Source organism: Microbacterium alkaliflavum, assembly GCF_044325405.1.
GTDB classification, from domain to species: Bacteria; Actinomycetota; Actinomycetes; order Actinomycetales; family Microbacteriaceae; genus Microbacterium; species Microbacterium alkaliflavum.
Window position 1 is genome coordinate 220,381 of the sequence record NZ_JBIQWL010000001.1, and the last position, 21,388, is coordinate 241,768.

The 21,388-nt window shown below is 71.7% G+C and carries 16 protein-coding genes; 9 read left to right on the plus strand and 7 right to left on the minus strand.

Translation table 11 applies throughout. The annotated features are described in order from the left end of the window. Positions 1–203: 203 nt before the first annotated feature. A complete protein-coding gene (locus ACH3VR_RS00915; RefSeq protein ID WP_396638868.1) occupies positions 204–2,240 on the minus strand; it encodes a YhgE/Pip family protein in 2,037 nt (678 codons plus the stop codon). Continuing rightward, complete coding sequence (locus ACH3VR_RS00920; RefSeq protein WP_396638869.1) at positions 2,237–5,047, minus strand: efflux RND transporter permease subunit; 2,811 nt, start codon at positions 5,045–5,047, stop codon at positions 2,237–2,239. Before ACH3VR_RS00920 ends, ACH3VR_RS00915 begins: the two co-directional genes overlap by 4 nt. 126 nt (positions 5,048–5,173) lie before the next feature. On the opposite strand from ACH3VR_RS00920, the gene ACH3VR_RS00925 reads away from it, so the two are divergent. Further along, complete coding sequence (locus tag ACH3VR_RS00925; RefSeq protein WP_396638870.1) at positions 5,174–5,806, plus strand: TetR/AcrR family transcriptional regulator; 633 nt, start codon at positions 5,174–5,176, stop codon at positions 5,804–5,806. Positions 5,807–5,824: 18 nt separating this feature from the next. Here the strand turns inward: ACH3VR_RS00925 and ACH3VR_RS00930 are convergent, their stop codons facing one another. Beyond that, positions 5,825–6,814: an o-succinylbenzoate synthase gene (locus ACH3VR_RS00930; RefSeq protein WP_396638871.1), complete on the minus strand. Its 990-nt coding sequence runs from the start codon at positions 6,812–6,814 to the stop codon at positions 5,825–5,827. 110 nt (positions 6,815–6,924) lie between these two features. Between ACH3VR_RS00930 and ACH3VR_RS00935 the strand changes: the two genes are divergently transcribed. From ACH3VR_RS00935 to metH, 4 genes are all read left to right on the plus strand, one after another. Then, on the plus strand, positions 6,925–7,266 hold the full coding sequence (locus tag ACH3VR_RS00935; protein WP_396638872.1) for a PadR family transcriptional regulator: 342 nt from the start codon (positions 6,925–6,927) through the stop codon (positions 7,264–7,266). Beyond that, positions 7,263–8,216: a permease prefix domain 1-containing protein gene (locus tag ACH3VR_RS00940; protein ID WP_396638873.1), complete on the plus strand. Its 954-nt coding sequence runs from the start codon at positions 7,263–7,265 to the stop codon at positions 8,214–8,216. The genes ACH3VR_RS00935 and ACH3VR_RS00940 overlap by 4 nt, the downstream gene beginning before the upstream one ends. Before the next feature lie 214 nt (positions 8,217–8,430). After that, on the plus strand, positions 8,431–9,231 hold the full coding sequence (locus ACH3VR_RS00945; RefSeq protein WP_396638874.1) for an LLM class F420-dependent oxidoreductase: 801 nt from the start codon (positions 8,431–8,433) through the stop codon (positions 9,229–9,231). A 145-nt stretch (positions 9,232–9,376) separates the two neighbouring features. Further along, positions 9,377–13,000, plus strand: a complete 3,624-nt coding sequence (metH, locus tag ACH3VR_RS00950) for a methionine synthase (protein WP_396638875.1) — start codon at positions 9,377–9,379, stop codon at positions 12,998–13,000. 48 nt (positions 13,001–13,048) lie between these two features. Here metH and ACH3VR_RS00955 read toward each other — a convergent pair whose 3' ends face one another. Continuing rightward, the gene (locus ACH3VR_RS00955) at positions 13,049–16,021 is read right to left on the minus strand and encodes an ATP-binding cassette domain-containing protein (protein ID WP_396638876.1); all 2,973 of its coding nucleotides are present in this window, start codon (positions 16,019–16,021) and stop codon (positions 13,049–13,051) included. After that, positions 16,018–16,548 (minus strand): hypothetical protein, encoded by a 531-nt coding sequence (locus ACH3VR_RS00960; RefSeq protein ID WP_396638877.1) that lies wholly within the window; start codon positions 16,546–16,548, stop codon positions 16,018–16,020. The genes ACH3VR_RS00955 and ACH3VR_RS00960 overlap by 4 nt, the downstream gene beginning before the upstream one ends. 80 nt (positions 16,549–16,628) lie before the next feature. On the opposite strand from ACH3VR_RS00960, the gene ACH3VR_RS00965 reads away from it, so the two are divergent. Next, entirely contained in the window at positions 16,629–17,528 is a 900-nt protein-coding gene (locus ACH3VR_RS00965) for a 1,4-dihydroxy-2-naphthoyl-CoA synthase (RefSeq protein ID WP_396638878.1), read from the plus strand. 73 nt (positions 17,529–17,601) lie between these two features. Next, positions 17,602–18,756, plus strand: coding sequence for an AMP-binding protein (locus tag ACH3VR_RS00970; protein ID WP_396638879.1), 1,155 nt, complete (start codon positions 17,602–17,604; stop codon positions 18,754–18,756). A 151-nt stretch (positions 18,757–18,907) separates the two neighbouring features. On the opposite strand, the gene ACH3VR_RS00975 is transcribed toward ACH3VR_RS00970, so the two are convergent. Continuing rightward, positions 18,908–19,300 carry a VOC family protein gene (locus tag ACH3VR_RS00975; protein ID WP_396638880.1) on the minus strand — a complete coding sequence of 131 codons (393 nt, stop codon included), beginning with the start codon at positions 19,298–19,300 and terminating at the stop codon, positions 18,908–18,910. Positions 19,301–19,382: 82 nt separating this feature from the next. Between ACH3VR_RS00975 and ACH3VR_RS00980 the strand changes: the two genes are divergently transcribed. Further along, positions 19,383–20,363 (plus strand): 1,4-dihydroxy-2-naphthoate polyprenyltransferase, encoded by a 981-nt coding sequence (locus ACH3VR_RS00980; RefSeq protein WP_396638881.1) that lies wholly within the window; start codon positions 19,383–19,385, stop codon positions 20,361–20,363. A gap of 141 nt (positions 20,364–20,504) precedes the next feature. On the opposite strand, the gene ACH3VR_RS00985 is transcribed toward ACH3VR_RS00980, so the two are convergent. Next, positions 20,505–20,792: a DUF4229 domain-containing protein gene (locus tag ACH3VR_RS00985; protein ID WP_396638882.1), complete on the minus strand. Its 288-nt coding sequence runs from the start codon at positions 20,790–20,792 to the stop codon at positions 20,505–20,507. A gap of 88 nt (positions 20,793–20,880) precedes the next feature. Here ACH3VR_RS00985 and ACH3VR_RS00990 point away from each other — a divergent pair, with 88 nt between their 5' ends. After that, positions 20,881–21,357, plus strand: coding sequence for a PLD nuclease N-terminal domain-containing protein (locus ACH3VR_RS00990; protein ID WP_396638883.1), 477 nt, complete (start codon positions 20,881–20,883; stop codon positions 21,355–21,357). The last annotated feature ends 31 nt before the right edge of the window (positions 21,358–21,388 follow it).

A 21,388-nucleotide genomic window follows, 5' to 3' on the forward strand; every position in this document is an offset into this window, starting at 1 on the left:
TGATCGGGTACCTCCGCCGACCCTTCCGCGAGCCGATACGGATGCCACGAGTGATCGGGCCCCCCGACGACCCCTTTCGCGAGCCGATACAGGTGCGACGAGCCGATACGTCTCGCGCGGTGCGGGGCGTATCGGCTCGTGCGAGGCGTATCGGCTCGCGGAGGGGGATCAGGCCGGCGCGGCGCAGGCCGGCGCGGGCGGGGTCAGGCCGGCGCGGCCGCCGGCTCGATGAGCGACCGGGCAGAGACCGTCCGGCGGCGGGCGACGGCGAGGACGGTCGCGACGAAGCCGAGCACCCCCCAGATCGCGAGGCCCGCGAAGCCCGCTCCGACGCCCGACGCCGTCGTGAGCGCGGCGACCATGCCGTTGTACGCGGGCGCCGTCGGCAGGATCGATGCGATCGACGCCAGCGCCGCCGGCACGGTCGACACGACGCCGGTCGCGATCGCGAACGCGCCGATGAGCGCCGCGATCCACCGGCCCGCGCCGCCGAAGACGGCCACAAGCGCCTGGTTGACGGCGGCGAAGGCGACGCCGGCCGCGATGCACAGCACCGCGAAGATCGACCACTGGCCCCAGTCGTAGTCCGCGGCGATCTGCACGACGCCCGCGACGAGCAGGCCCTGCAGCGCGCCGAGCGCGGCGGCGGGGAGGAACGCGCGCAGCGCAAGCACCGCCGACGGGGCGCGCGAGGCCAGCGATCGCCGCGAGACGGCCTGCAGCGCGACGAAGGTCGCGAGACCGCCGAACCACAGCGCCGCCGTCGCGAGGAGGGGAATCGCGGATGCCCCGAACAGGCTGTTGCCCGTGCCTTCGGCCGCGACGGGATCCGACACGACGTCGGCGAGGCTCTTGGCCTGCGCATCGGTGTAGGTGGGTATCTGCGCGACCGCGGTGTCCAGGCCCGTCGCGAGCTGGCTCGTGCCCGTCGCGAGCTGTGCGACGCCGTCGGCGAGGCTCTGGGCGCCGGTCGCGAGCTGGTCGCCGCCGCCGCTCAGCTGCGACGCACCCGACGCGAGCTGGCGTGCGCCGTCGGCCGACTGGGCCGTGCCCGACTGGAGCTTGTCGAGGCCGTCGGCGAGGCCGCGGGTCCCGTCGGCGGCCTGCGTGAGGCCCGCGCTGGTCTTCGTCATGAGCTCATCGATGCCGCTAGCGGTGGGCGCCGCGTAGCCGTTGGCGTAGCCGGCGTTCGTCGCGGCCGTGACGGCATCCTGTGCAGCAGTGCCTGCGCTCTGTGCGAGCGAGCCCACGCTCGCCGCAGCCGCAGTCACCTGGTCGCAGTAGGCCTGGCTCGCACCGGAGGCGGTGCAGCTCGCGGCGAGGCCGCCCATCGTCTGCACGAGAGCGCCGGCCGACTGCGCGACACCGCCTACCTCCTTGGCGACCTTCTCTGTGTCGCTCGCCGCCGTCGCGGCGTAGCTCGCCGAGGCGTTCGCGGCATCCTTCAGCTGCTGGTTCTGCACCCCCGCCGCGGCCTGGTCGAGGCCCGTGCCGATCTCACGCGCTCCGCCCGCGGCGCCCCCGATGCCCGCCGCGATCTGGTCGAGTCCGCCCGCGAGTGACGTCGCGCCCGTCGAGAGCGAGCCCGCGCCGTCGGCGAGCTGCGTCGCCCCGCTCGGGAGCTGCGCAGCGCCGTCGGCGGCCTGCTGCGCGCCCGTCGCGAGCTGCTGCGCGCCGGTGGCGGCCTCCCCGAGCTTGTCGTTCAGGGTCGTGAACCCGAGGAAGACGTTCTCGAGGTAGACCTGCGAGAGCTGCTGCCCCATGAGGCTCGCGGCGGCCTGCGTCACCTGCGCGGTGATGGCGTCGTCGACGACGAGCGAGTCGGGCGCAGTCTTGACCTGGATCGTCGCCTGCTCGGGCGTCTCACCAGGCTGCGTCGAGGTCGCGGCGGCCGAGAAGTTCGACGGGATCGTGATGACGGCGTCGTAGGTGCCGTCGGCGAGGCCCGCCGCGGCGTCGTCGGCGTTCGACAGCGTCCAGGTGAGGTTGCTGTCGACGTCGTCGGACCCTTCGACGAGCCCTGCCGTCAGCTGACGGCCGAGGGGCACCATCTGGTCGTTGATCGTGACGGGCTCGTCCTCGTTCACGATGGCGGCGTTGATCGAGTCGAGCCGCTCGGCCGGATTGTAGAGCGACGCGACGAGGATGCCGCCGATCACGACGGGAAGCAGCAGGACGCCGATGAGCGTCAGCCACGTGACAGGACGGCGCGAGCGCGCGCGTTCGATGGGGAGGCTCATCGGGTCACCTCGGAGGGGGAGAGGGTGGAAGGTCGGGTCAGGTCGATCGCGGTGGCCGGGGGCCTGCCCGCGTCGGCCAGGAGGCTCTGCGCCGTGGCGGCGTCGATCGCCGCGATGACCAGAGCAGTGGATGCCGCATCCCGGAGCATCCCGGCGGCTTGAGTGCGCTGCGCCAGCGTCAGCACGTCGACGCCGTCGACGACGACGAGCGACGTGCGTCCCTTGAGTGCCTGGCGCAGCTCGTCGAGCGGGTCGGGCGCACCCCAGAGGAGGGCGACGCCGACGTGTGCGCGCACCCACGCGGAGCGTTCGGGCAGCAGGTGCCCCGCGACGCGCAGGCGACCGCCGGTCGGGGCGACGCGGCCCGCGATCGCGAGGAGCAGCGCTCGGCCCTCCGCCGCGACGGGCGAGGTCACGATGAGCGACTCGCGCGGCTCGAGCGTGAGCGAGACGTCGCGTACGAGGGCACGGTCGTCGGCCGCGATCTCGAGGTCCTCCGCGACGACGACGGCCGTCGAGTCCTCGCCGGGCCAGTCGGCGAGCGCGAGCTCGCGCTCGACCGCCTCGCCCTCGATGTCGAAGTGGGGGAGTGCCCGATCGAGCCACTTCGGGAACCACCAGGCCTTGGCGCCGAGCAGGGCCATGACGGCGGGCACGAGCGTCATGCGCACGAGGAAGGCGTCGATCGCGATGCCGACCGCGAGGCCGAGCGCGATGGGCTTGATCGACGTGTCGCCCTCGGGGATGAACGCCGCGAACACGGCGAACATGATGACGGCGGCGGCCGTCACGACGCGCGCCGAGGCGCGGAAGCCGGAACGCACGGCACCCACGGCGGTCGGGCGGTCGTCGACGCCGCCCTGCGCGCGACGCTTGTGCACGTAGTCTTCGCGCATCCGCGAGACGAGGAAGACCTCGTAGTCCATCGCGAGGCCGAACAGCACGCCCATGAGGATGATCGGCATGAAGCTGATGACGGGCCCCGTCTTGGCGACGTGGAGCAGGTCGGCGCCGACGCCGTGCTCGAAGACGAGCGCGATGACGCCGAATGCCGCGGCGACCGAGAGGAGGTAGCCGACGGCCGCCTTGATCGGCACCCAGATCGACCGGAAGACGATCATGAGCAGCACGAGCGACAGGCCCACGACGAAGATGCCGAAGGGCAGCAGCGCCGCCCCGAGCCGGTCGGAGATGTCGATCGCGACAGCGGTGAAGCCGGTCACCTTGAGGTCGACGCCGTACTTGTCGAGCCACTCGTCGTGGTGCGCGCGGAGCTCCCGCACGAGGTCGGCGGTGGCGGGGTCGTCGGGGGCGGTCTCGGGCACGAGCTGCACGATGCCGGTGTCGGCGGTCTGGTTGGGCGTCGCGAGGGCGACGGCCTTCACACCGTCGATCTTCTCGACAGCCTTGCCCAGGTCTTCCATGAGGCCCAGCGGGTCGGTCGAGGTGACGATCGTGCCCGTCAGGATGAGCGGTCCGTTGAAGCCGGGGCCGAAGTGCTCCGACGTGAGGTCGTACGCCTGGCGCGCCTCGCTCGTGGTGGGCTGCATGCCCGCGTTCGGCAGGGCGAGCCGCAGGCTCGCGGCCGGGATCGCGAGGAGGCCGAGTCCGAGCACGACCGCGATGGTCGTGACGATGGGATGCCGCGTCACGCCGTCGACCCACCAGCCGGCGAAGCCGCGCCTGGCCTTGGGTGCAGCCTGTGCGGCGCGAGACGAGGGGACGGCCTCGCCTTCCTCGGCGGCAGCGGCCTCGGCCCTGGCATCGTGCCGGCGCTTCCGCTTCCACCCGACGACGCGTCCCTTGGCGAAGCCCAGCAGCGCGGGCGTCAGCGTCACCGCGACGAGCACCGCGATGGCGACGGCGACGGAGGCCGCGATGCCCATCGTCGTGAGGAAGGGGATGCCGGCGAACGAGAGGCCGATGAGCGCGATGAGCACCGTGACGCCCGCGAAGACGACGGCCGACCCGGCCGTGCCCGTGGCGCGCGCCGCCGACTCCTCCGGCTCCGTGCCGGAGCGCACTTGATCCTGATGTCGCGCGACGATGAACAGCGCGTAGTCGATGCCGACGGCGAGCCCGAGCATGATCGCGAGAAGGGGAGTCGTCGACGAGATCGACGCGAACGCCGTCGAGACGAGGATGAGCGAGATCGCGAGGGCGACGCCGATGAGGGCGCTCACGAGGGGGAACCACGCGACGACGAGCGAGCGGAACGTGACGATGAGCACGAACAGCGCGACGAGCACACCGACGGCCTCGATGATCGAGATCGCCGGCACCGACTGCGAGAAGAGGTCGCCGCCGATGGCGACCTGAGAGCCGTCGGGCAGGGCGCTTTCGAGGTCGGCGCTGATGGCGTGCAGCTCGTCCTTCGTCTCGGGCGTGACGTCGGTGGCTTGCCCGTCGAACTGCAGGCGGATGATCGCGGCGCTCTCGTCGTCCGAGACGAGACCCGACACCATCTCGTTGAAGGGGTCGGTCACGGCCAGTACGCCGTCGAGGTCTTCGAGGTCGGAGACGGCCTTCTCGATCTCCGACTTGTACGGGTCGTCGGCGACGCTGTCGCCGTCGGCCGCCACGACCACGAGCTGCGCGCTCGTGCCGCTGGCCTGCGGGAACGACCGGCTGAGCTGCTCGAGACCGGCCTGGGCCTCGGTGCCCGGGATCGAGAATGAGTTGTCGGTCCCCTTCATGAAGATCGCCGCGCTGCCGCCGGCGATGCCGAGCAGGAGCAGCCACGCGACGAGGACGCGCCATCCATGACGGTACGACCAGCGCCCGAGCGCGTAGAGGAGAGTGGACACGGAGCCTCCGAACTGACGGTCAGACTGTCTCGATACGCCGCTGTATCCGATACATAGATGTATCGTAGGGAGGCAGGCGGACGCAAGGCTGAACGTCCGGTGTGAGAATCAGTGCGAGGAGAAGACGTGACCGATGTCGTGACGACGCGGCGCAGAGACGTCACGCGGCAGCGTCTGCTGGACGCCGCCGCGGAGGTGTTCGCCGAGGTGGGCCTCGACGCGGCATCCGTCGAGGCCATCTGCGAGCGCGCGGGCTTCACCCGCGGCGCGTTCTACTCCAACTTCGAGACGAAGGAGGAGCTCTTCCTCGAGCTCGCCGGCATCGTCTCGCGTGAGCGGGTCGCGGCGGTGCGCACGCGCGTCGACGAGCTCGAACGCCAAGGCGCGTTCGCGGATGCCGCCACCGACGCCTTCTCGGTCATCCAGAAGGTGCTCGACATCGCTTCCGACGACCGGCTCGGCGTGCTCCTCATGAGCGAGATCCGCATCCACGCGCTGCGCAACGCGCAGCTCGCCACCGCGTACCTCGCGCAGGAGCAGGAGATGATCAGCAGCGTCGCGCAGATCATCGCCGACATCGGCCGCACGAGCGCGCTGACCTTCCGGGTCGATGCGGAGGAGGCGGCGCGCCTCATGATCACCGTGTGGGAGGGTGCTTCGGTGCGCTCGGCCATGGCGGGGGTCGACTACAACGAGATGTGCCGGCGCACCAACGAGGAGATCGCGCGCGTCGCGCAGCTCATCATCGAGCCGCGCTGAAGCTCGCCGCGCCTCCGGTCAGCCCCGCGCCTCGAGCAGGGCGTGGCACCGCGCGAGGCGGTCGAGCCACCATTCCTGTCGATCGGCGGATGCCTCGAGCGCATCGAGCTGCGCGGGATCCGGGCTGATCCGGCCGACGGGCAGCAGGCCCGCGCGCGGTGTCAGCGGCGGGACGGCGACATCCGCCGTGAAGAGGGATGCCGTCCCCAGGCCGCAGTCGTAGTCGAGGTCGGGGAGCGCGGCCGCCAGCGCGACTCCCATCGCGAGCCCGACCGAGGTGTCGAGGGCGCTCGACACGACGGCGGGAAGGCCCGCCTCCGCGACGATCTCGAGCGCTCGCCGCACGCCGCCGAGGGGCTGCGCCTTGACGACCAGGAGGTCGGCGGCGCCGGCGCGTGCGACGGCGACGGGATCCGACGCCTTGCGCACGCTCTCGTCTGCCGCGATCGGCACGCCCATGTACTTCACCCGCCGGCGCAGCTCGGCGAGCTCGTCGACGCCGGCGCACGGCTGCTCGACGTACTCCAGGTCGAACTCGGCGAGCGCGTGCACGGCGTGCTCGGCCTCATCGAGGTTCCACGCGCCGTTCGCGTCGATGCGCACGCGGCCTTCCGCCCCGAGCGCCTCGCGCACGGCGCGCACGCGCGCGATGTCGTCGGCGAGCGACTGCCCGCGCTCGGCGACCTTGACCTTCGCGGTCCGGCAGCCGTCGAAGCGCGCGAGCACCTGGGGGACGGATGCCGCGGCCACGGCCGGCACGGTCGCGTTGACGTGGATCTCGGAGCGGACGGGCTCGGGCCGCGGCATCCATGCGTCCTCGATCGCCGCGGCGAGCCAGGTCGCCGACTCGGCGTCGTCGTACTCGGCGAAGGGGGAGAACTCGCTCCATCCCTCCGGCCCCTCGAACAGGACGGCCTCGCGCACGTCGACGCCGCGGAACCGCGTCGCCAGGGGAAGGGCGACGACGCGAGCCGACGCCATGATCTCGACCAGCGGGGGTGTCTCCACCCGGCCATCCTGCCACCCCGGACCCGGTCCCCGAGTTTGTCGAGGGTGCGCGTCGACTCACGATAATGTGCTCTTGCCAATAGTGTGTGACACACAGTACAGTGTGATTCATGACCGAGACCGAAGCACTCGAGACGCACCTCCAGGAGCTGCGTCGCGGCACCGTCGTCCTGGCGTGCCTGCGCCTCCTCGAGCAGCCCGGCTACGGCTACGGCCTCCTCGAAGAGCTCGACGCACGCGGGTTCGACACCGACGCCAACACCCTGTACCCCCTGCTGCGCCGTCTGGAGAAGCAGGGGCATCTCGTGAGCGAGTGGAACACCGACGAGGCCCGGCCCCGCAAGTTCTACCGCACGAGCACCGCGGGAGCCCGCCTGGCCGCCGCCCTCACCACCGACTTCCGCGCGATCGCCGCCGCGATCGACGCACTCCCCGCGAAGGACCCGTCATGACCTCCACCTCGACCCTCACCGACCGCTACGTCGACGCCGCGATGCGCGGCGTTCCCGAGAAGCAGCGGGCCGACCTCGCGGCCGAGCTGCGCGGCTCGATCGCCGATCAGATCGACGCCCGTATCGAGGCGGGGGAGCCCGCCCAATCGGCCGAGCGCGAAGTGCTCATCGAACTCGGCGACCCCGACAAGCTCGCGGCCGGCTACCTCGAGCGCCCGCTGTGGCTCGTGGGCCCGCGCTACTACCTCGACTGGTGGCGGTTGCTCAAGCTGCTCTGGGCCATCGTCCCGGTGTGCGCGGCGTTCGGCGTCGCGCTCGGTCAGACGCTCGCCGGCGCGAGCTTCGGCGAGATCGTCGGGTCGGTCGTGGGCGTCGTCATCGCCGTCATCGTCCACGTGGCGTTCTGGGTGACGCTCGTCTTCGTGATCCTCGAGCGGACGGGCCACGAGACGATGGACCCGGCGCCCTGGACGCCCGATCGCCTCCCCGAGCCGAAGGCCTCGGGTGCCGGCTTCGGCGACATGATCGCTTCGCTCGTGTTCCTCGCGATCGGCGTGGGCGCCGTGCTGTGGGACCACTTCGTCGGCTGGCCGGTCGGCGGCGGCGAACGCCTGCCGTTCCTCGATCCGGGCCTCTGGCCCTGGTGGATCGCTGCCCTGTTCGTCGTCATGGCGCTCGAGGCGATCCTCGCGGTCACGGTCCACGCTCGCGGACGCTGGACGATGGGCCTCGCGGCCGGCAACGCCGTGATCAACGTCGTGTTCGCGGTCGCCGCGCTGTGGCTGCTGGCCGGCGGTCGGCTCGTCAACCCTGACTTCTTCCCGACCGTCATCCCCGAGGATGCCGCCGAAGTCGCCGGCATCCTGGGAATCATCCTCGGCTTCGTCATCGGGGGCGTCGCCATCTGGAGCTCGATCGACGCCTTCCTCAAGGCCCGCCGCGCCCGCTGACTGGGCCGCCGAGGTCTCGGCAACACGGCTCGGGTCCCCAAGGTGTCCGCCTCCGATGGGTTTGGGGCGCGTCTGGGGTTCGACACGCCGCGGCCGGAGGCGTGTCGTCGCTGGAGTCCGCCCCGAACCCGCCGATTCGGCGGACCCGCCCCGCCACAGGCCGAGGTCTCGCGTCCGACCCGAGGCATCCCGCGCCCGCCTTAGGCTGAGCCGCATGCCTCTCCTCGACACCCCGGTCCGGCTCGGCGTCCAGCTCCAGCCGCAGCACGTGACCTATCCGCAGCTCCGCGACGCCGTGCTCCGCCTGGAAGACCTCGGCGTCGACATCCTGTTCAACTGGGACCACTTCTACCCGCTGTCGGGAGACCGCGACGGGCTGCACTTCGAGTCGTGGACGATGCTGGGCGCGTGGGCCGAGCAGACCGAGCGGGTGGAGTTCGGCGCGCTCGTCAACTGCAACAGCTACCGCAACCCCGACCTGCAGGCCGACATGGCCCGCACGATCGACCACATGTCGGCGAAGAACGGGGGTGCGGGCCGCTTCATCTTCGGCACGGGCGCCGGCTGGTTCGAGCGCGACTACGACGAGTACGGCTACGAGTTCGGCACGCCCGGCACGCGGCTGAACGACCTCGCCGACGGGCTCGCCCGCATCACAAGGCGTTGGGACAAGCTCAACCCGGCGCCCACCCGCCGCATCCCGATCCTCATCGGCGGTTCGGGCGAGCAGAAGACGCTGCGCCTCGTCGCGCGTCACGCCGACATCTGGCACAGCTTCGTCGGACCCGACCACCTCCCCGCCAAGCTCGAGGTCATCGAGCGCTGGGCCGAGCAGGAGGGGCGCGACACGTCCGATCTCGTCGTCTCGAACGAGCTCCAGCGCCGCGACGAGGCATTCGCCGACAAGCTCTACGACGCGGGCGTGCGCCTGTACACGTTGGGCTTCGGCGGCCCCGACTACGACTACGACCGCGTGCGGGCGTGGCTGCGCTGGCGCGACGCCAAGAACGCGTGACCCCCAACCCGTGAGCCTCCACCGGACTGCCCAGAGCGCGGGTGCCACCCGCGTTCTCGGCAGTCCCGTGGAGGCTCAGCGTGCCCGCGGTCGCGGGGCGTCATGAAAAGGGGTGGCCCGCGCCACCGTCGGTAAAATCGCTCGGATGAGCACCGCCCCCGCCCCGCGCTTCGCCCTCGACATCGAGGGCGTGCCGCGCCCGGCGCGGGCGCAGGCGCTGCTCGACGCCGTCACCACGCGCGTCGTCATCGCCGACGGCGCGATGGGCACGATGCTGCAGCGGTACGAGCCCACGCTCGACGACTACCAGCAGCTCGAGGGCTGCAACGAGATCCTCAACGTGTCGCGCCCCGACATGATCGCGGCGATCCACGACGACTACCTCGCTGTCGGCATCGACGCCGTCGAGACGAACACGTTCGGCGCGAACTGGTCGAACCTCGGCGACTACGGCATCGAGGACCGCATCGCCGAGCTCGCCGAAGCCGGCGCCCGCATCGCGCGCGAGCGCGTCGAGGCCGCCGAAGCCGCCGATGGACGGATGCGCTGGGTGCTCGGGTCGATCGGCCCGGGCACGAAGCTCCCGAGCCTCGGACACACCACCTACGACAACCTCAAGCAGACCTTCGCCGAGCAGGCCGAGGGCCTCATCGACGGCGGCGCCGACGCGTTCCTGGTGGAGACGAGCCAGGACCTCCTGCAGACCAAGGCCGCGATCAACGGATGCCGCCAGGCGATCGTGGCCCGCGGCACCCGGCTGCCGATCTTCGTCGAGGTCACCGTCGAGACGACCGGCACGATGCTCATGGGCTCGGAGATCGGCGCGGCGCTCACGGCCCTCGCGCCGCTCGGCGTCGATGCGATCGGCCTCAACTGCGCCACCGGCCCCGCCGAGATGAGCGAGCACCTCCGGCACCTGTCGAAGCACTCGCCCGTGCCCGTCGCGTGCATGCCCAACGCGGGCCTGCCGATCCTCACAGCCGACGGCGCGCATTACCCCCTGACCCCCGACGAGCTGGCACACGCGCACGAGCAGTTCGTGCGCGAGTTCGGGCTGGGCCTGGTCGGTGGATGCTGCGGCACGACCCCCGAGCACCTGAAGGCCGTCGTCGACCGGCTCCGGCCGCTCGCGCTCGCGGACGCGCGTCAGCCCGTCGCGGAGCCGGGTGTGGCATCCCTGTATCAGCACGTGTCCTTCGATCAGGATGCCTCGTACCTCGCCATCGGCGAGCGCACCAACGCCAACGGCTCGAAGGCCTTCCGCGAGGCGATGCTCGAGGAGCGCTGGGACGACTGCGTCGAGATCGCCCGCAACCAGATCCGCGTCGGCGCGCACCTGCTCGACGTGTGCGTCGACTACGTGGGCCGGGACGGCGTCGCCGACGTGCGCGAGATCGTGTCGCGCTTCGCTTCGGCATCCACTCTTCCGCTCGTCATCGACTCGACGGAGCCCGCCGTCATCGCGGCGGGGCTCGAGCTCATCGGCGGGCGGCCCGTCGTCAACTCCGTCAACTACGAAGACGGCGACGGCCCGAGATCGCGCTTCGGCCGCATCATGCCGCTCGTCAAGGAGCACGGCACCGCCGTCGTCGCGCTCACGATCGACGAGCACGGGCAGGCGCGCACGACCGAGGGCAAGGTGCGCATCGCGTCGCGCCTCATCGACTCCCTCGTCGGGGAGTGGGGCCTGAGCGTCTCGGACATCATCGTCGACTGCCTCACCTTCCCGATCGCGACGGGTCAGGAGGAGACGCGCCGTGACGCGATCGAGACGATCGAGGCGATCCGGGCGATCAACGCGAAGTATCCCGGCATCCACACGACGCTCGGTGTCTCGAACGTGTCGTTCGGCCTCAATCCCGCTGCCCGCATGGTGCTCAACTCGGTGTTCCTGCACGAGGCGGCAGAGGCGGGCCTGGACTCCGGCATCATCGACGCCGCCAAGATCGTGCCGCTCGCCTCGGTGCCCGAAGAGCAGCGCAAGGTGGCTCTCGACCTCGTGTGGGACCGCCGCGAATACGACGCCGACGGCGCCGTGACGTACGACCCGCTCTCGACGATGCTCGACCTGTTCGCGGGCGTCGACACGGCGGCCCTGCGCGACCAGCGCGCCGCCGAGCTGGCGGCGCTCCCGGTGGGCGAGCGCCTCGAGCGGCGCATCATCGACGGCGAGGCGAAGGGGCTCGAGGCCGACCTCGACCTCGCCCGCGAGGGGGGCCTTTCCGCCCTCGACATCATCAACGTGCACCTCCTCGAGGGCATGAAGGTCGTCGGCGAGCGCTTCGGCTCGGGCGAGATGCAGCTGCCGTTCGTGCTGCAGTCCGCCGAGGTGATGAAGACGGCGGTCGCCCTGCTCGAGCCGTACATGGAGAAGGCGGATGCCTCGGGCAAGGGCCGCATCGTGCTGGCGACCGTCCGCGGCGATGTGCACGACATCGGCAAGAACCTCGTCGACATCATCCTCACGAACAACGGCTACGACGTCGTCAACCTCGGCATCAAACAGCCGATCGCCGACATCATCGCGGCGGCGGAGGAGCACAAGGCCGACGTCATCGGCATGTCGGGCCTGCTCGTGAAATCGACGGTCGTCATGAAGGAGAACCTCGAGGAGCTGCGGTCACGGGGTCTCGGCACCAAGTGGCCCGTCATCCTCGGCGGCGCCGCCCTGACGCGCGCCTACGTCGAAGACGACCTCGCCTCGCTGTTCGACGGCGAGGTGCGCTACGCCCGCGACGCGTTCGAAGGCCTTGCGCTCATGGAACCGCTGGTCAAGATCGCGCGGGGCGCCTCGGTGGACGAGGTGGGCCTCCCGCCGCTGAAGAAGCGCCACCATCACAAGCATTCGAAGCTCCAGCTGACCGAGCCCGAGGCGATGCCGGCGCGCTCGGACGTGGCATCCGACAATCCCGTACCCGCACCGCCCTTCTGGGGCACGCGCATCGTGCGCGGCGTCGCGCTCGCCGACTACGCCGCGTTCCTCGACGAGCGCGCGACCTTCATGGGTCAGTGGGGTCTCAAGCCCGGACGCGGCGAGGGCGGCAAGACCTATGAGGAGCTCGTCGAGCTCGAGGGCCGGCCGCGGCTGCGCTACTGGCTCGACCGCATCCTCGGCGAGGGCATGCTCGACCCGTCGATCGCGTACGGCTACTTCCCGGTCGTGTCCGAGGGCGACGACCTCGTCGTGCTGAACCACGGCGACGACCCTGCCGGCGTGCTCGGCGTGCCCGGTCTGCTCGCCCCTGACGGCGGCTCGGGCGAGGTGGGCGCCGAGCGGCTGCGCTTCACGTTCCCGCGGCAGCGGCGCGACCGGCACCTGTGCCTGTCCGACTTCGTCCGCTCGCGCGAGTCGGGGCAGGTCGACGTCCTGCCGATCCAGCTCGTGACGGCCGGCGCCCACATCGACTCCGTGACGGCCGAGCTCTTCGCCGGCAACCACTACCGCGACTACTACGAGCTCAACGGCCTCGTGATGCAGCTGACGGAGGCGCTCGCCGAGTTCTGGCACGCCCGCATCCGCTCCGAGCTCGGCTTCGCCGACGAGGATCCGACCGACACCGCGGGCCTGTTCAAGCTCGAATACCGCGGCGCGCGCTTCTCGCTCGGCTACCCCGCGTGCCCCGACATGGAGGACCGCCGCAAGGTCGTCGAGCTGCTGCGCCCCGAGCGCATGGGCGTCGAGCTGAGCGAGGAGCTGCAGCTGCACCCGGAGCAGTCGACCGACGCCTTCGTCTTCCACCACCCCGAGGCGAAGTACTTCTCGGTCTGACCGGCGCCGCCGCAAGGCATCCCCTCCAGAACAGGAGGTTCGGCCGAGTCAAGCCGATTCGGCGTGGGAACGTCCTGTCGTCGCGGATGCTCCTGTTCCGGCAAGGCGCCGAGGAGGGATGGATGCCGCAGCGCGGAGCGGCTTCGCGCGGCGCAGCGCACTCAGCACGGGCCCGCCGATGACCACGATGCCGACGACCGTCGTGATGGCGCGGAGGGTGTCCCAGCTGAGCGTCGAGGTGACGAGCGAGTACAGCAGGAAGTTCGACAGGTTCAGCGTGATCGGGCCGCCGGCGACGTAGGAGATGTCCGTGCCGAAGCCGACCGCGAACGGCCAGTACCAGAAGTTCATGACGAGCCCGAACGCGTACGACGCGAGCACGCCGTAGACGCTCAGCATCGCGAGTTCCGCGCGCCGCGACAGGCCTCGGGGCAGGAGCCCTGCGCCGGCCCCGACCCACGCGCACGCGAACATCTGGAACGGCGTCCACGGTCCGAACGTTCCCGTCACGAGCGTCGAGAGGGCGATCGTGGCCATGCCCAGCAGCATCCCGAACCGGGCGCCGAACGCGCGCCCCGCGAGGATGAGCAGGATGAACACGGCCTCGACTCCGCCGACGCCCGTGCTCGCGATGCGCACGGCGGCGCCGATCGCGGCGAGCGTGCCGAGCAGCGCGAGGAAGTGCGCCGACCGCACCGTGCCGTCGAGCGTCGCGACGACGACGATGGCGGCGAGCGGTGCGAGTGCGAGCGCGGCGACGGGCACGGCGGCCTGGGCCTCCGCCGGCACGGCGCTCGCGACGAGCGGCCAGCAGAACGCGGTCAGCGCGACGACGTTTGCCACGACGAGCGCGACCAGCGCGGGGACGCGGCGGCGCCGCGGCGAGGGCACGCTCGCCGACGGGATCGGGCGCGTCTCTTGCTGTCCATAGCCCGTGTTCTCGCCGAGAGCCTGTGGTGCGCACGTGCATTCCGTGGGCGCTCGGTCACAGCACGGGCTCTGGACGACAGGAGCGTCGGGAGCGACTGCGCCGGGAGCGACGGCGGCGCCGGGAGCGACTGCGCCGGGAGCGACTGCGCCGGGAGCGACGGCGGCGCCGGGAGCAGCTGCGGCGTCGGGAGCGGCCGCGCCGTCGGGAGCGGCCGCGGCGGGGCTTGCCGCCGCGGCGGACAGCACGCCCGAGCGCATCGACACGATCCGGTCGGCACCCGCCGCGATCTCGGGCTCGTGCGAGGCGACGAGCACGGCGGCGCCGTGATCGGCGAGCGACGTCAGGGCCGACCACACCAGCTCCCGCGCCGCGGGGTCGAGGCCGCGCGTCGGCTCGTCGACGAGAAGCGCGGCAGGCGAACCGGCGAGCTGGATCGCGAGGGCCAGGCAGCGCCGCTCGCCCGCCGAGAGGTCGCGGGGATGCCGCGCCAGGCGTGCCGCGAACTCCGCACTGTCCGGTTCGAGGCCGAGGAACCGGGCGAAGCGCGATGCGGTCGCGCCGGGCTCGCGCGCACGGCGGTCGGCTCGAGCGCACTCCGCCGCCACGGTGTCGGCGACGAAGAGGTCGTCGGAGGCGTCCGGCACGAGGGCGACGCGTCCCGAGGCCTCGACACGCGCCGCGGAGCCCGGCACGGCCAGCGCGGCGAGCAGGCTCGACTTTCCTGCACCGTTGGGCCCTGTGAGGGCGACGAACTCGCCGGCGCGCAGGTCGAGGCTCGCGCCGTCGACGGCGACGACTCCGCGGTGCTGCACCGTGACGCCGGACGCCAGCAGGACGATCGGGCCATCGGTGCGAGGCTCACGCCGCACCCGGCCGCGCATCGGCAGCGGCGCGCCGAGCCCCTCGCTCACCTCGCCGTCCACGATCCGCAGCCGCACGTCGGCGACGCTGGCGAGCGCCTCGACGCGATGCTCGGCCACGACGACGCAGAGGCCGGCCTCGTGGGCCAGGGCGTCGAGGAGCCCCGCGATGCGCAGGCGCGCAGCGGTGTCGAGGTCGGCGAGCGGCTCGTCGACCAGCAGCAGGATCGGCTGCTCCACGATCGCCGCCGCGATCGCGACGAGCGTCGCCTCGCCGGCCGACAGCCCGCGCGTGGGGCGGTCGAGGAGCGCCGAGATGCCGACCCGGGAGGCCACCTCGGCAACGCGCGCCGCGACGATCACGCGAGCGACGCCGCGCAGCTCGAGGGCGAGTCCGATCTCGTCGCGCACGAGCTCCGTCGCGAACGCCTCGCGGGGATGCTGCGGCACGAACCCGACGAGCCGCGACAGGTCGCGCGGCGGCGCCGCCTCCCGCGCGTGGCCGGCGACGAGCATCCGGCCCGTCATCCAGCCGCCGTCGACGTGCGTGTGCAGGCCGGCGATCGCGCGGAGCAGCGTCGACTTGCCGGAGCCGGTCGGCCCGGAGATGAGCGTCAGGGAGCCCGTGCCCAGCGCGAGGGTCCCCACCTGCAGGGCGGGTCCGAAGCCCACGGCGACGTCCTTCGTCGAGACGGGTGCGAAGCAGTCGCCGTCGAGCGCCCGTCCCGCGAGTCCGCGCAGCTCGAGCGCCGCGGCGACGCCTGCGGCCCGCTCCAGCGTGCGCTGCAGGAGCGGTGCGAGCAGCCGCACCCCGCCTCGCTCGCCGCGGAGCCGCTGCGCGAACCGCACCGACCGCGACGCGTCGGCCAGCGACGGGAGCGTCGCCCACGCGATCGCGACCGCCCGGGCGACGCCGCTCAACGGGCCGCGTCGGGCGCCGCGCACGAACAGCCTCGGCAGATCGACGAGCGCGTTCACGACGCCGAAGGCGAGGATCGTCAGCGCGATCGGGAAGGCGCTGGCCGCGGCATCCCACAATCCTCCCGTCGTGACGGGACCGAACAGCACGACGTGCGCGAACGGCGGAGGCAGCCGCACCGATGGCAGGTCGAGCAGCAGGGCTCCCGACCCGTCGGCGCCGTGGAAGAGGACGCGATAGACGACCCGGACCGCCACGAACGTCGCCGCGAGAGCCGCGGCGGCACGCAGGGGTCCGGGTCTGAGAGTCACGGTGTCGCGGTGGGGGAGGCGGGCAGGCCGTTGAGGGTGAACAGCAGGGCGAGGCCCTCGCCCGGCTTCAGCTGGAGGGTCGAGAGGCCCTCCTGGGCGTATTCCCACTCGCCGCCCGACGGCTGCACCCACATCGACCAGTACGCGAACGCGGCCGGCATCCCCTCGCACTTCTCGAAGTAGTCGCTGCCGTCGGGGTTCTTCAGAGCCTGGTCCTCCGCGGGCACGCCGTTGACGCGGCACACGACCTGATCGCCGTACTGCGTCGTCCCTGCGGTCGTGACGTGGGCCTCGGCGAGCGCGTCGGTCGCGGCGATGGTCTTGTCGGTCGCGACGCACGTCGAGGTCGACGGGTCATCGGCGAGGTCGAGGGCGCTGGCGTCCACGACGACCGTGACGCCCGCGCACCCGCTCGACGCGGCGGAAGGCGACGCCGACTCGGTCGGGGTCTGCGAGCACGCGGCGAGGGCGAGCAGGAGGACGGCGGCGGCAGAGCTGGCGGCGAAGATGCGAAGCGGTGAGGTCACCCCTCCAGGCTAGGGTCCTGTCCGGTCGAGCGCCTGCCTTGTGACGCCCGGCCGCGACCGGCTCGCCGTAGGCTGGCGCGGTGAGCGTTTCCGAGCTGTTCGACGAGGCGGAGTGGCGGCCGGCCCCCGGCGCCGAGGGATACACCGACATCACGGCGCACGTGTCGACCGACGGACGCATCGCCCGCATCGCCTTCGACCGCCCCGAGGTGCGCAACGCCTTCCGCCCGCACACCGTCGACGAGCTGTACCGGGCGCTCGACCAGGCGCGGCAGGACCCGAAGATCGGCGTCGTGCTGCTCACGGGCAACGGCCCGAGCCCGAAGGACGGCGGCTGGGCGTTCTGCTCGGGCGGTGATCAGCGCATCCGCGGCCGCGACGGCTACAAGTACTCGGACACCGATGCGGTCACGGATCCGGCTCGGGCCGGGCGACTGCACATCCTCGAGGTGCAGCGCCTCATCCGCTTCATGCCCAAGGTCGTCATCGCCGTCGTGCCGGGCTGGGCCGCAGGTGGCGGGCACTCGCTGCACGTCGTGTGCGACCTGACGATCGCGAGCGCCGAGCACGGCCGCTTCAAGCAGACCGACGCCGACGTGGGCAGCTTCGACGCGGGCTACGGCTCGGCGTACTTCGCCCGGCAGATCGGGCAGAAGTTCGCGCGCGAGGTCTTCTTCCTCGCCGAGGAGTACTCGGCGCAGCGCGCGTACGAGATGGGTGCCGTCAACCGCGTCGTGCCGCACGCCGATCTCGAGCGCGACGCCGTTGCGATGGCCCGGACGATCCTCACGAAGAGCCCGACCGCGGTCCGCATGCTCAAGTACGCCTTCAACGCCGTCGACGACGGGCTCGTCGGCCAGCAGGTGTTCGCCGGCGAGGCGACGCGCCTCGCCTACGGCACCGACGAGGCCGTCGAGGGCCGCGATGCGTTCCTCGAGAAGCGCGAGCCCGATTGGGCCCCGTACCCATGGCAGTACTGATTCCCCGCGAGAGCTCGCGAATGTCACGCCGCGCAGGCGCGGGCATGACCTCCCGGGCGCAGGCGGCGGCAGGATGAAGCTCGAGCCCGTCGACGGCGACGACCCGCGCGACATCCTCCGTGGGCTGCGCTCGGCGATCCACGGCGCCGGACCCGCCCTCGGGCTCGGCATGGTCAGCGCCGTCCCCGGCACGGTCCGCGCGGGCACCGCCGTCGTCGTGACGACGTCGGGGTCGACGGGCGTGCCGAAGAGCGTCATCCTGAGCCGCGACGCCCTCACCGCGAGCGCGCTCGCGACCTTCGCGCGCATCGGCGAGGGGGCGTGGCTGCTCGCCCTCCCGGCGAGCTACGTCGCGGGCCTGCAGGTGCTCGTGCGCGCCATCGTCGCCGACCGTGAGCCCGCCATCGTCAGCGGGTCCTTCACCCCGCAGTCGTTCACCGCCGCCGCGCTCACGATGGCGTCGAGCATGCACGGCGTGCGGGTGCCGACCTACACGTCGCTCGTGCCGGCGCAGCTGTCACGGCTGCTCGAGGCCGCCGAGGAGGATCGCTCCGTCGCGGCGGCGCTCCGCTCGTTCGAGGCCATCCTCGTCGGGGGTCAAGCGCTCCCTCCCGTCGTGCTCGAGCGCGCCCAGGCCGCCGGTGCCCGCATCGTCCGCACCTACGGGTCGACTGAGACGAGCGGCGGCTGCGTCTACGACGGGCGACCGCTCGACGGTGTCGGCATCCGCATCGTCGACGGCGAGGTGCAACTGTCCGGGCCCACGCTCGCCGACGGCTACCTCGGGCAGCCGGAGATGACGGATGCCGCGTTCCGCGCCGACCGCGCAGGCCGCCGGTGGTACCGCACGGGCGACGCGGGGCTGCTCGAAGACGGGGTGCTGCGCGTCAAGGGTCGCATCGACAACGTCATCGTGTCGGGTGGCATCAACATCTCCCTCGACCGCGTCGAGCGCATCGTGCGATCGGTGCCGGGCCTGTCGGGTGCCGTCGTGATCGGGGTCCCCGATGAGCGGTGGGGCGAGGCATCCGTCGTCGTCGCCTCGCGTGGTGAGGCCCTGCGCCGCTCGGAGTCGGTGCAGCTCGAAGAGGCACGGGCCGCCGTGGCCGCCGAGATCGGCGCGCATGCGCGCCCTGCGCGGCTCGTGCTCGTCGACGAGCTCGCGACCCTGCCCTCGGGCAAGCCCGACCGCGAGGCGATCCGCCGCGCCGTCGCGTCGCTGCACTGAGTCGAGTCCCGGGGCGTCGGTCGAGTCCCGGGGTGTCGGTCGAGCCGCGGGGCGTCGGTCGAGCCTTGGGGTCTGGATCAAGGCGCCGGACGGCTCGACCCGAACCCGAGGCCTCGATTCACACGCGAGGCCTCGACCCGAATCGCCGGGGTCAGTTCCCGGGCCGCGTGCCCTGTTCGGACTTGTCGACGACGCAGAAGCGGTTGCCCTCGGTGTCCTCCAGGACGATCCAATCGGCGTCGTCGGGGTACTTGTCCCAATCGACCTCGCGCGCCCCGAGGCCGAGCAGGCGCTTCACCTCGGCGGCCTGGTCTTCGGCGTAGAGGTCGAAGTGGATCCGGGGCGGATAGTGCTGCGGGTACCCCGTCACCGACAGCGCGATGCTCGCGCCCGGCGCGAACTGGTCGGCCTTGTCGGGCGGGTCGAGCACCACCCAGTCGTCGCTCGGCTCGCGACGGTTCACATACCCGAGCGCGCCGCGCCAGAAGGCGCCCGCGCGCGCGATGTCTTCGACGGTCAGCACGACGGTTCCCACGATCAGCATGCCGCCATCATGGATGAACCCGGGATGCCGCGCCCAGGCCCTTGCGCGGCGCTCATGGATGGGGGATCTATGATGTCCCCTCGTGGCAGGCACCCCCAGCAAGAACCGCAAGCGCCCCGCGTCCAAGAAGCAGTCCGCGCGCGGAAATCCGCAGAAGCCCGGCGAATCGCGCGACCCTCGTCACATCGAGAAGGCGACCGCGCGTGACTGGATCGGCGCCGCGCGCCTGCGCACGCTTCCCCTCGCGGTCACGCCGATCCTCATCGGCACGGGAGCCGCGCACCTCGTCGACGTGCAGTTCCACTGGGTCATCGCCCTGTTCTGCCTCGTCGTGTCGGTGAGCCTGCAGATCGGCGTCAACTACGCGAACGACTACAGCGACGGTGTGCGCGGCACCGACGACCACCGCGTCGGCCCCGCCCGGCTGACGGCGTCGCGCAAGGCCAAGCCCCGCACCGTGCTGCTCGTCGCGTTCGCGTTCTTCGCCATTGCCGCCCTCGCGGGCCTCGCGATCGTCATCCGCACACAGCAGTGGTGGATGCTGCTGGTCGGCGCCGCCTGCATCGTCGCGGCGTGGTTCTACACGGGCGGCAAGCGCCCTTACGGCTACTACGGACTCGGCGAGCTGTTCGTCTTCGTCTTCTTCGGTCTCGTCGCGACGGCGGGTACGACGTACGTGCAGGCGTTCACGGTCACGCAGGAGGCGTGGCTCGGCGCCGTGGGAGCGGGCCTGCTCGCGTGCGGCGTGCTGCTGGCCAACAACCTCCGCGACATCGACCAGGACCGCGCAGCCCGCAAGCGCACGCTCACGGTGCTCATCGGCCGCCGCGCGACGCAGTGGCTCTTCACGATCTTCATCGTGCTCGCCTTCGGCATCGCGGTGTTCATCGCGCTGTTCTACCCGATCGCATGGCTGACGCTGCTCGCGCTCCTCGCCGCGCTTCCGGCGATCCTCATCGTCTGGACGTACCGGCTCCCGAAGGAGCTGCTCGTCGCGCTCGCGCTGACGTCGCTGACGTCGATCGCCTACGGCGCGTTCCTCTTCTGGGCCTTCATCGGCTGACCCAGCGCTCCTCGCGGGTGCGGCTACGACGCTTCGACAAGCTCAGCGACCGGCTCCGGGTGGGTCCCCGAGCTTGTCGAGGGGTCGAGGCCGGGGTTCCCGCGGAGCCTCGGTGCGACGATTCGACGAGCCCAGGGTGGGTCAGCGGTCTTCGTCGCCCGCGGCGTCGGCCGCGGCATCCTCGATGTCCTCATCGCTCACGCGATCGGCCTTCCTGCGGCGCTCGCGGCGGTAGGAGAGGCCTGTCGAGACGTCGTCGAGGGGGCGGCGCAGGAACAGCAGCGAGAGGCTCAGCCCGATGAGGGCGGCGAAGATCGCCGCGAGCCAGTACAACTCCTGGAAGACCGGGAAGAGCATGAGGATCGCGAACGGCACGATGAACGCGAGGAGCCGCAGCACCGTATAGAGAATGGCGGAGCGGGCTTTCACCACATCATCGTAATTCGGTCAGGACTCTCACCGGTCACCGTTCGGTCACGCCCAGGCCATCTCCAGCGCGCGCGCCTAGGATGGAGCTGTGACGAGGGTGCTGCTCATTCTGGCCCTGGCGGCGGTCGCCTTCTGGGTCTTCACCATCGTCGACTGCGCCGTCCAGCCCGCTATCCGGCACCGCGGCGTCAGCAAGCCCATCTGGATCCTGCTCGTCGTCCTGCTCCCCGTGATCGGCGGCGTCATGTGGCTGGTCCTCGGCCGGTCCCGCGCCAACGCGGCGGGCACGCACAGCGCTCCTGACGACGACCTCGAGTTCCTCGGCCGCATCGGCACGATGAGCGACCAGGACGAGCGCATCCGCAAGCTCGAAGAGGAGCTCGCGCAGCTCGACGCCGAAGATGACGACCCGAAGTGGAATCGTCTTTCGGCGCCGCCTGCGACCGGATCGCCTGGACCCGCGAAGCCCGAAGAGGCGGCGACCCCCGGCACTCCCGCCGAGCCCAAGGGGCGCACGAGTCCCGACGACGACGACACCCGCGGTCAGCGCGGCGTAGCCGGCTGAGCGTGGATCCCGAAGCGGGCGGCGAGCGCGC

Excerpts from the sequence above, each read along its gene's own strand:
- ACH3VR_RS00915 (WP_396638868.1), bottom strand. The coding sequence starts at position 2,240 with ATGAGCCTCCCCATCGAACGCGCGCGCTCGCGCCGTCCTGTCACGTGG.
- ACH3VR_RS00935 (WP_396638872.1), top strand. The coding sequence starts at position 6,925 with ATGACCGAGACCGAAGCACTCGAGACGCACCTCCAGGAGCTGCGTCGC.
- ACH3VR_RS00940 (WP_396638873.1), top strand. The coding sequence starts at position 7,263 with ATGACCTCCACCTCGACCCTCACCGACCGCTACGTCGACGCCGCGATG.
- ACH3VR_RS00945 (WP_396638874.1), top strand. The coding sequence starts at position 8,431 with ATGCCTCTCCTCGACACCCCGGTCCGGCTCGGCGTCCAGCTCCAGCCG.
- metH (WP_396638875.1), top strand. The coding sequence starts at position 9,377 with ATGAGCACCGCCCCCGCCCCGCGCTTCGCCCTCGACATCGAGGGCGTG.
- ACH3VR_RS00970 (WP_396638879.1), top strand. The coding sequence starts at position 17,602 with ATGAAGCTCGAGCCCGTCGACGGCGACGACCCGCGCGACATCCTCCGT.
- ACH3VR_RS00975 (WP_396638880.1), bottom strand. The coding sequence starts at position 19,300 with ATGCTGATCGTGGGAACCGTCGTGCTGACCGTCGAAGACATCGCGCGC.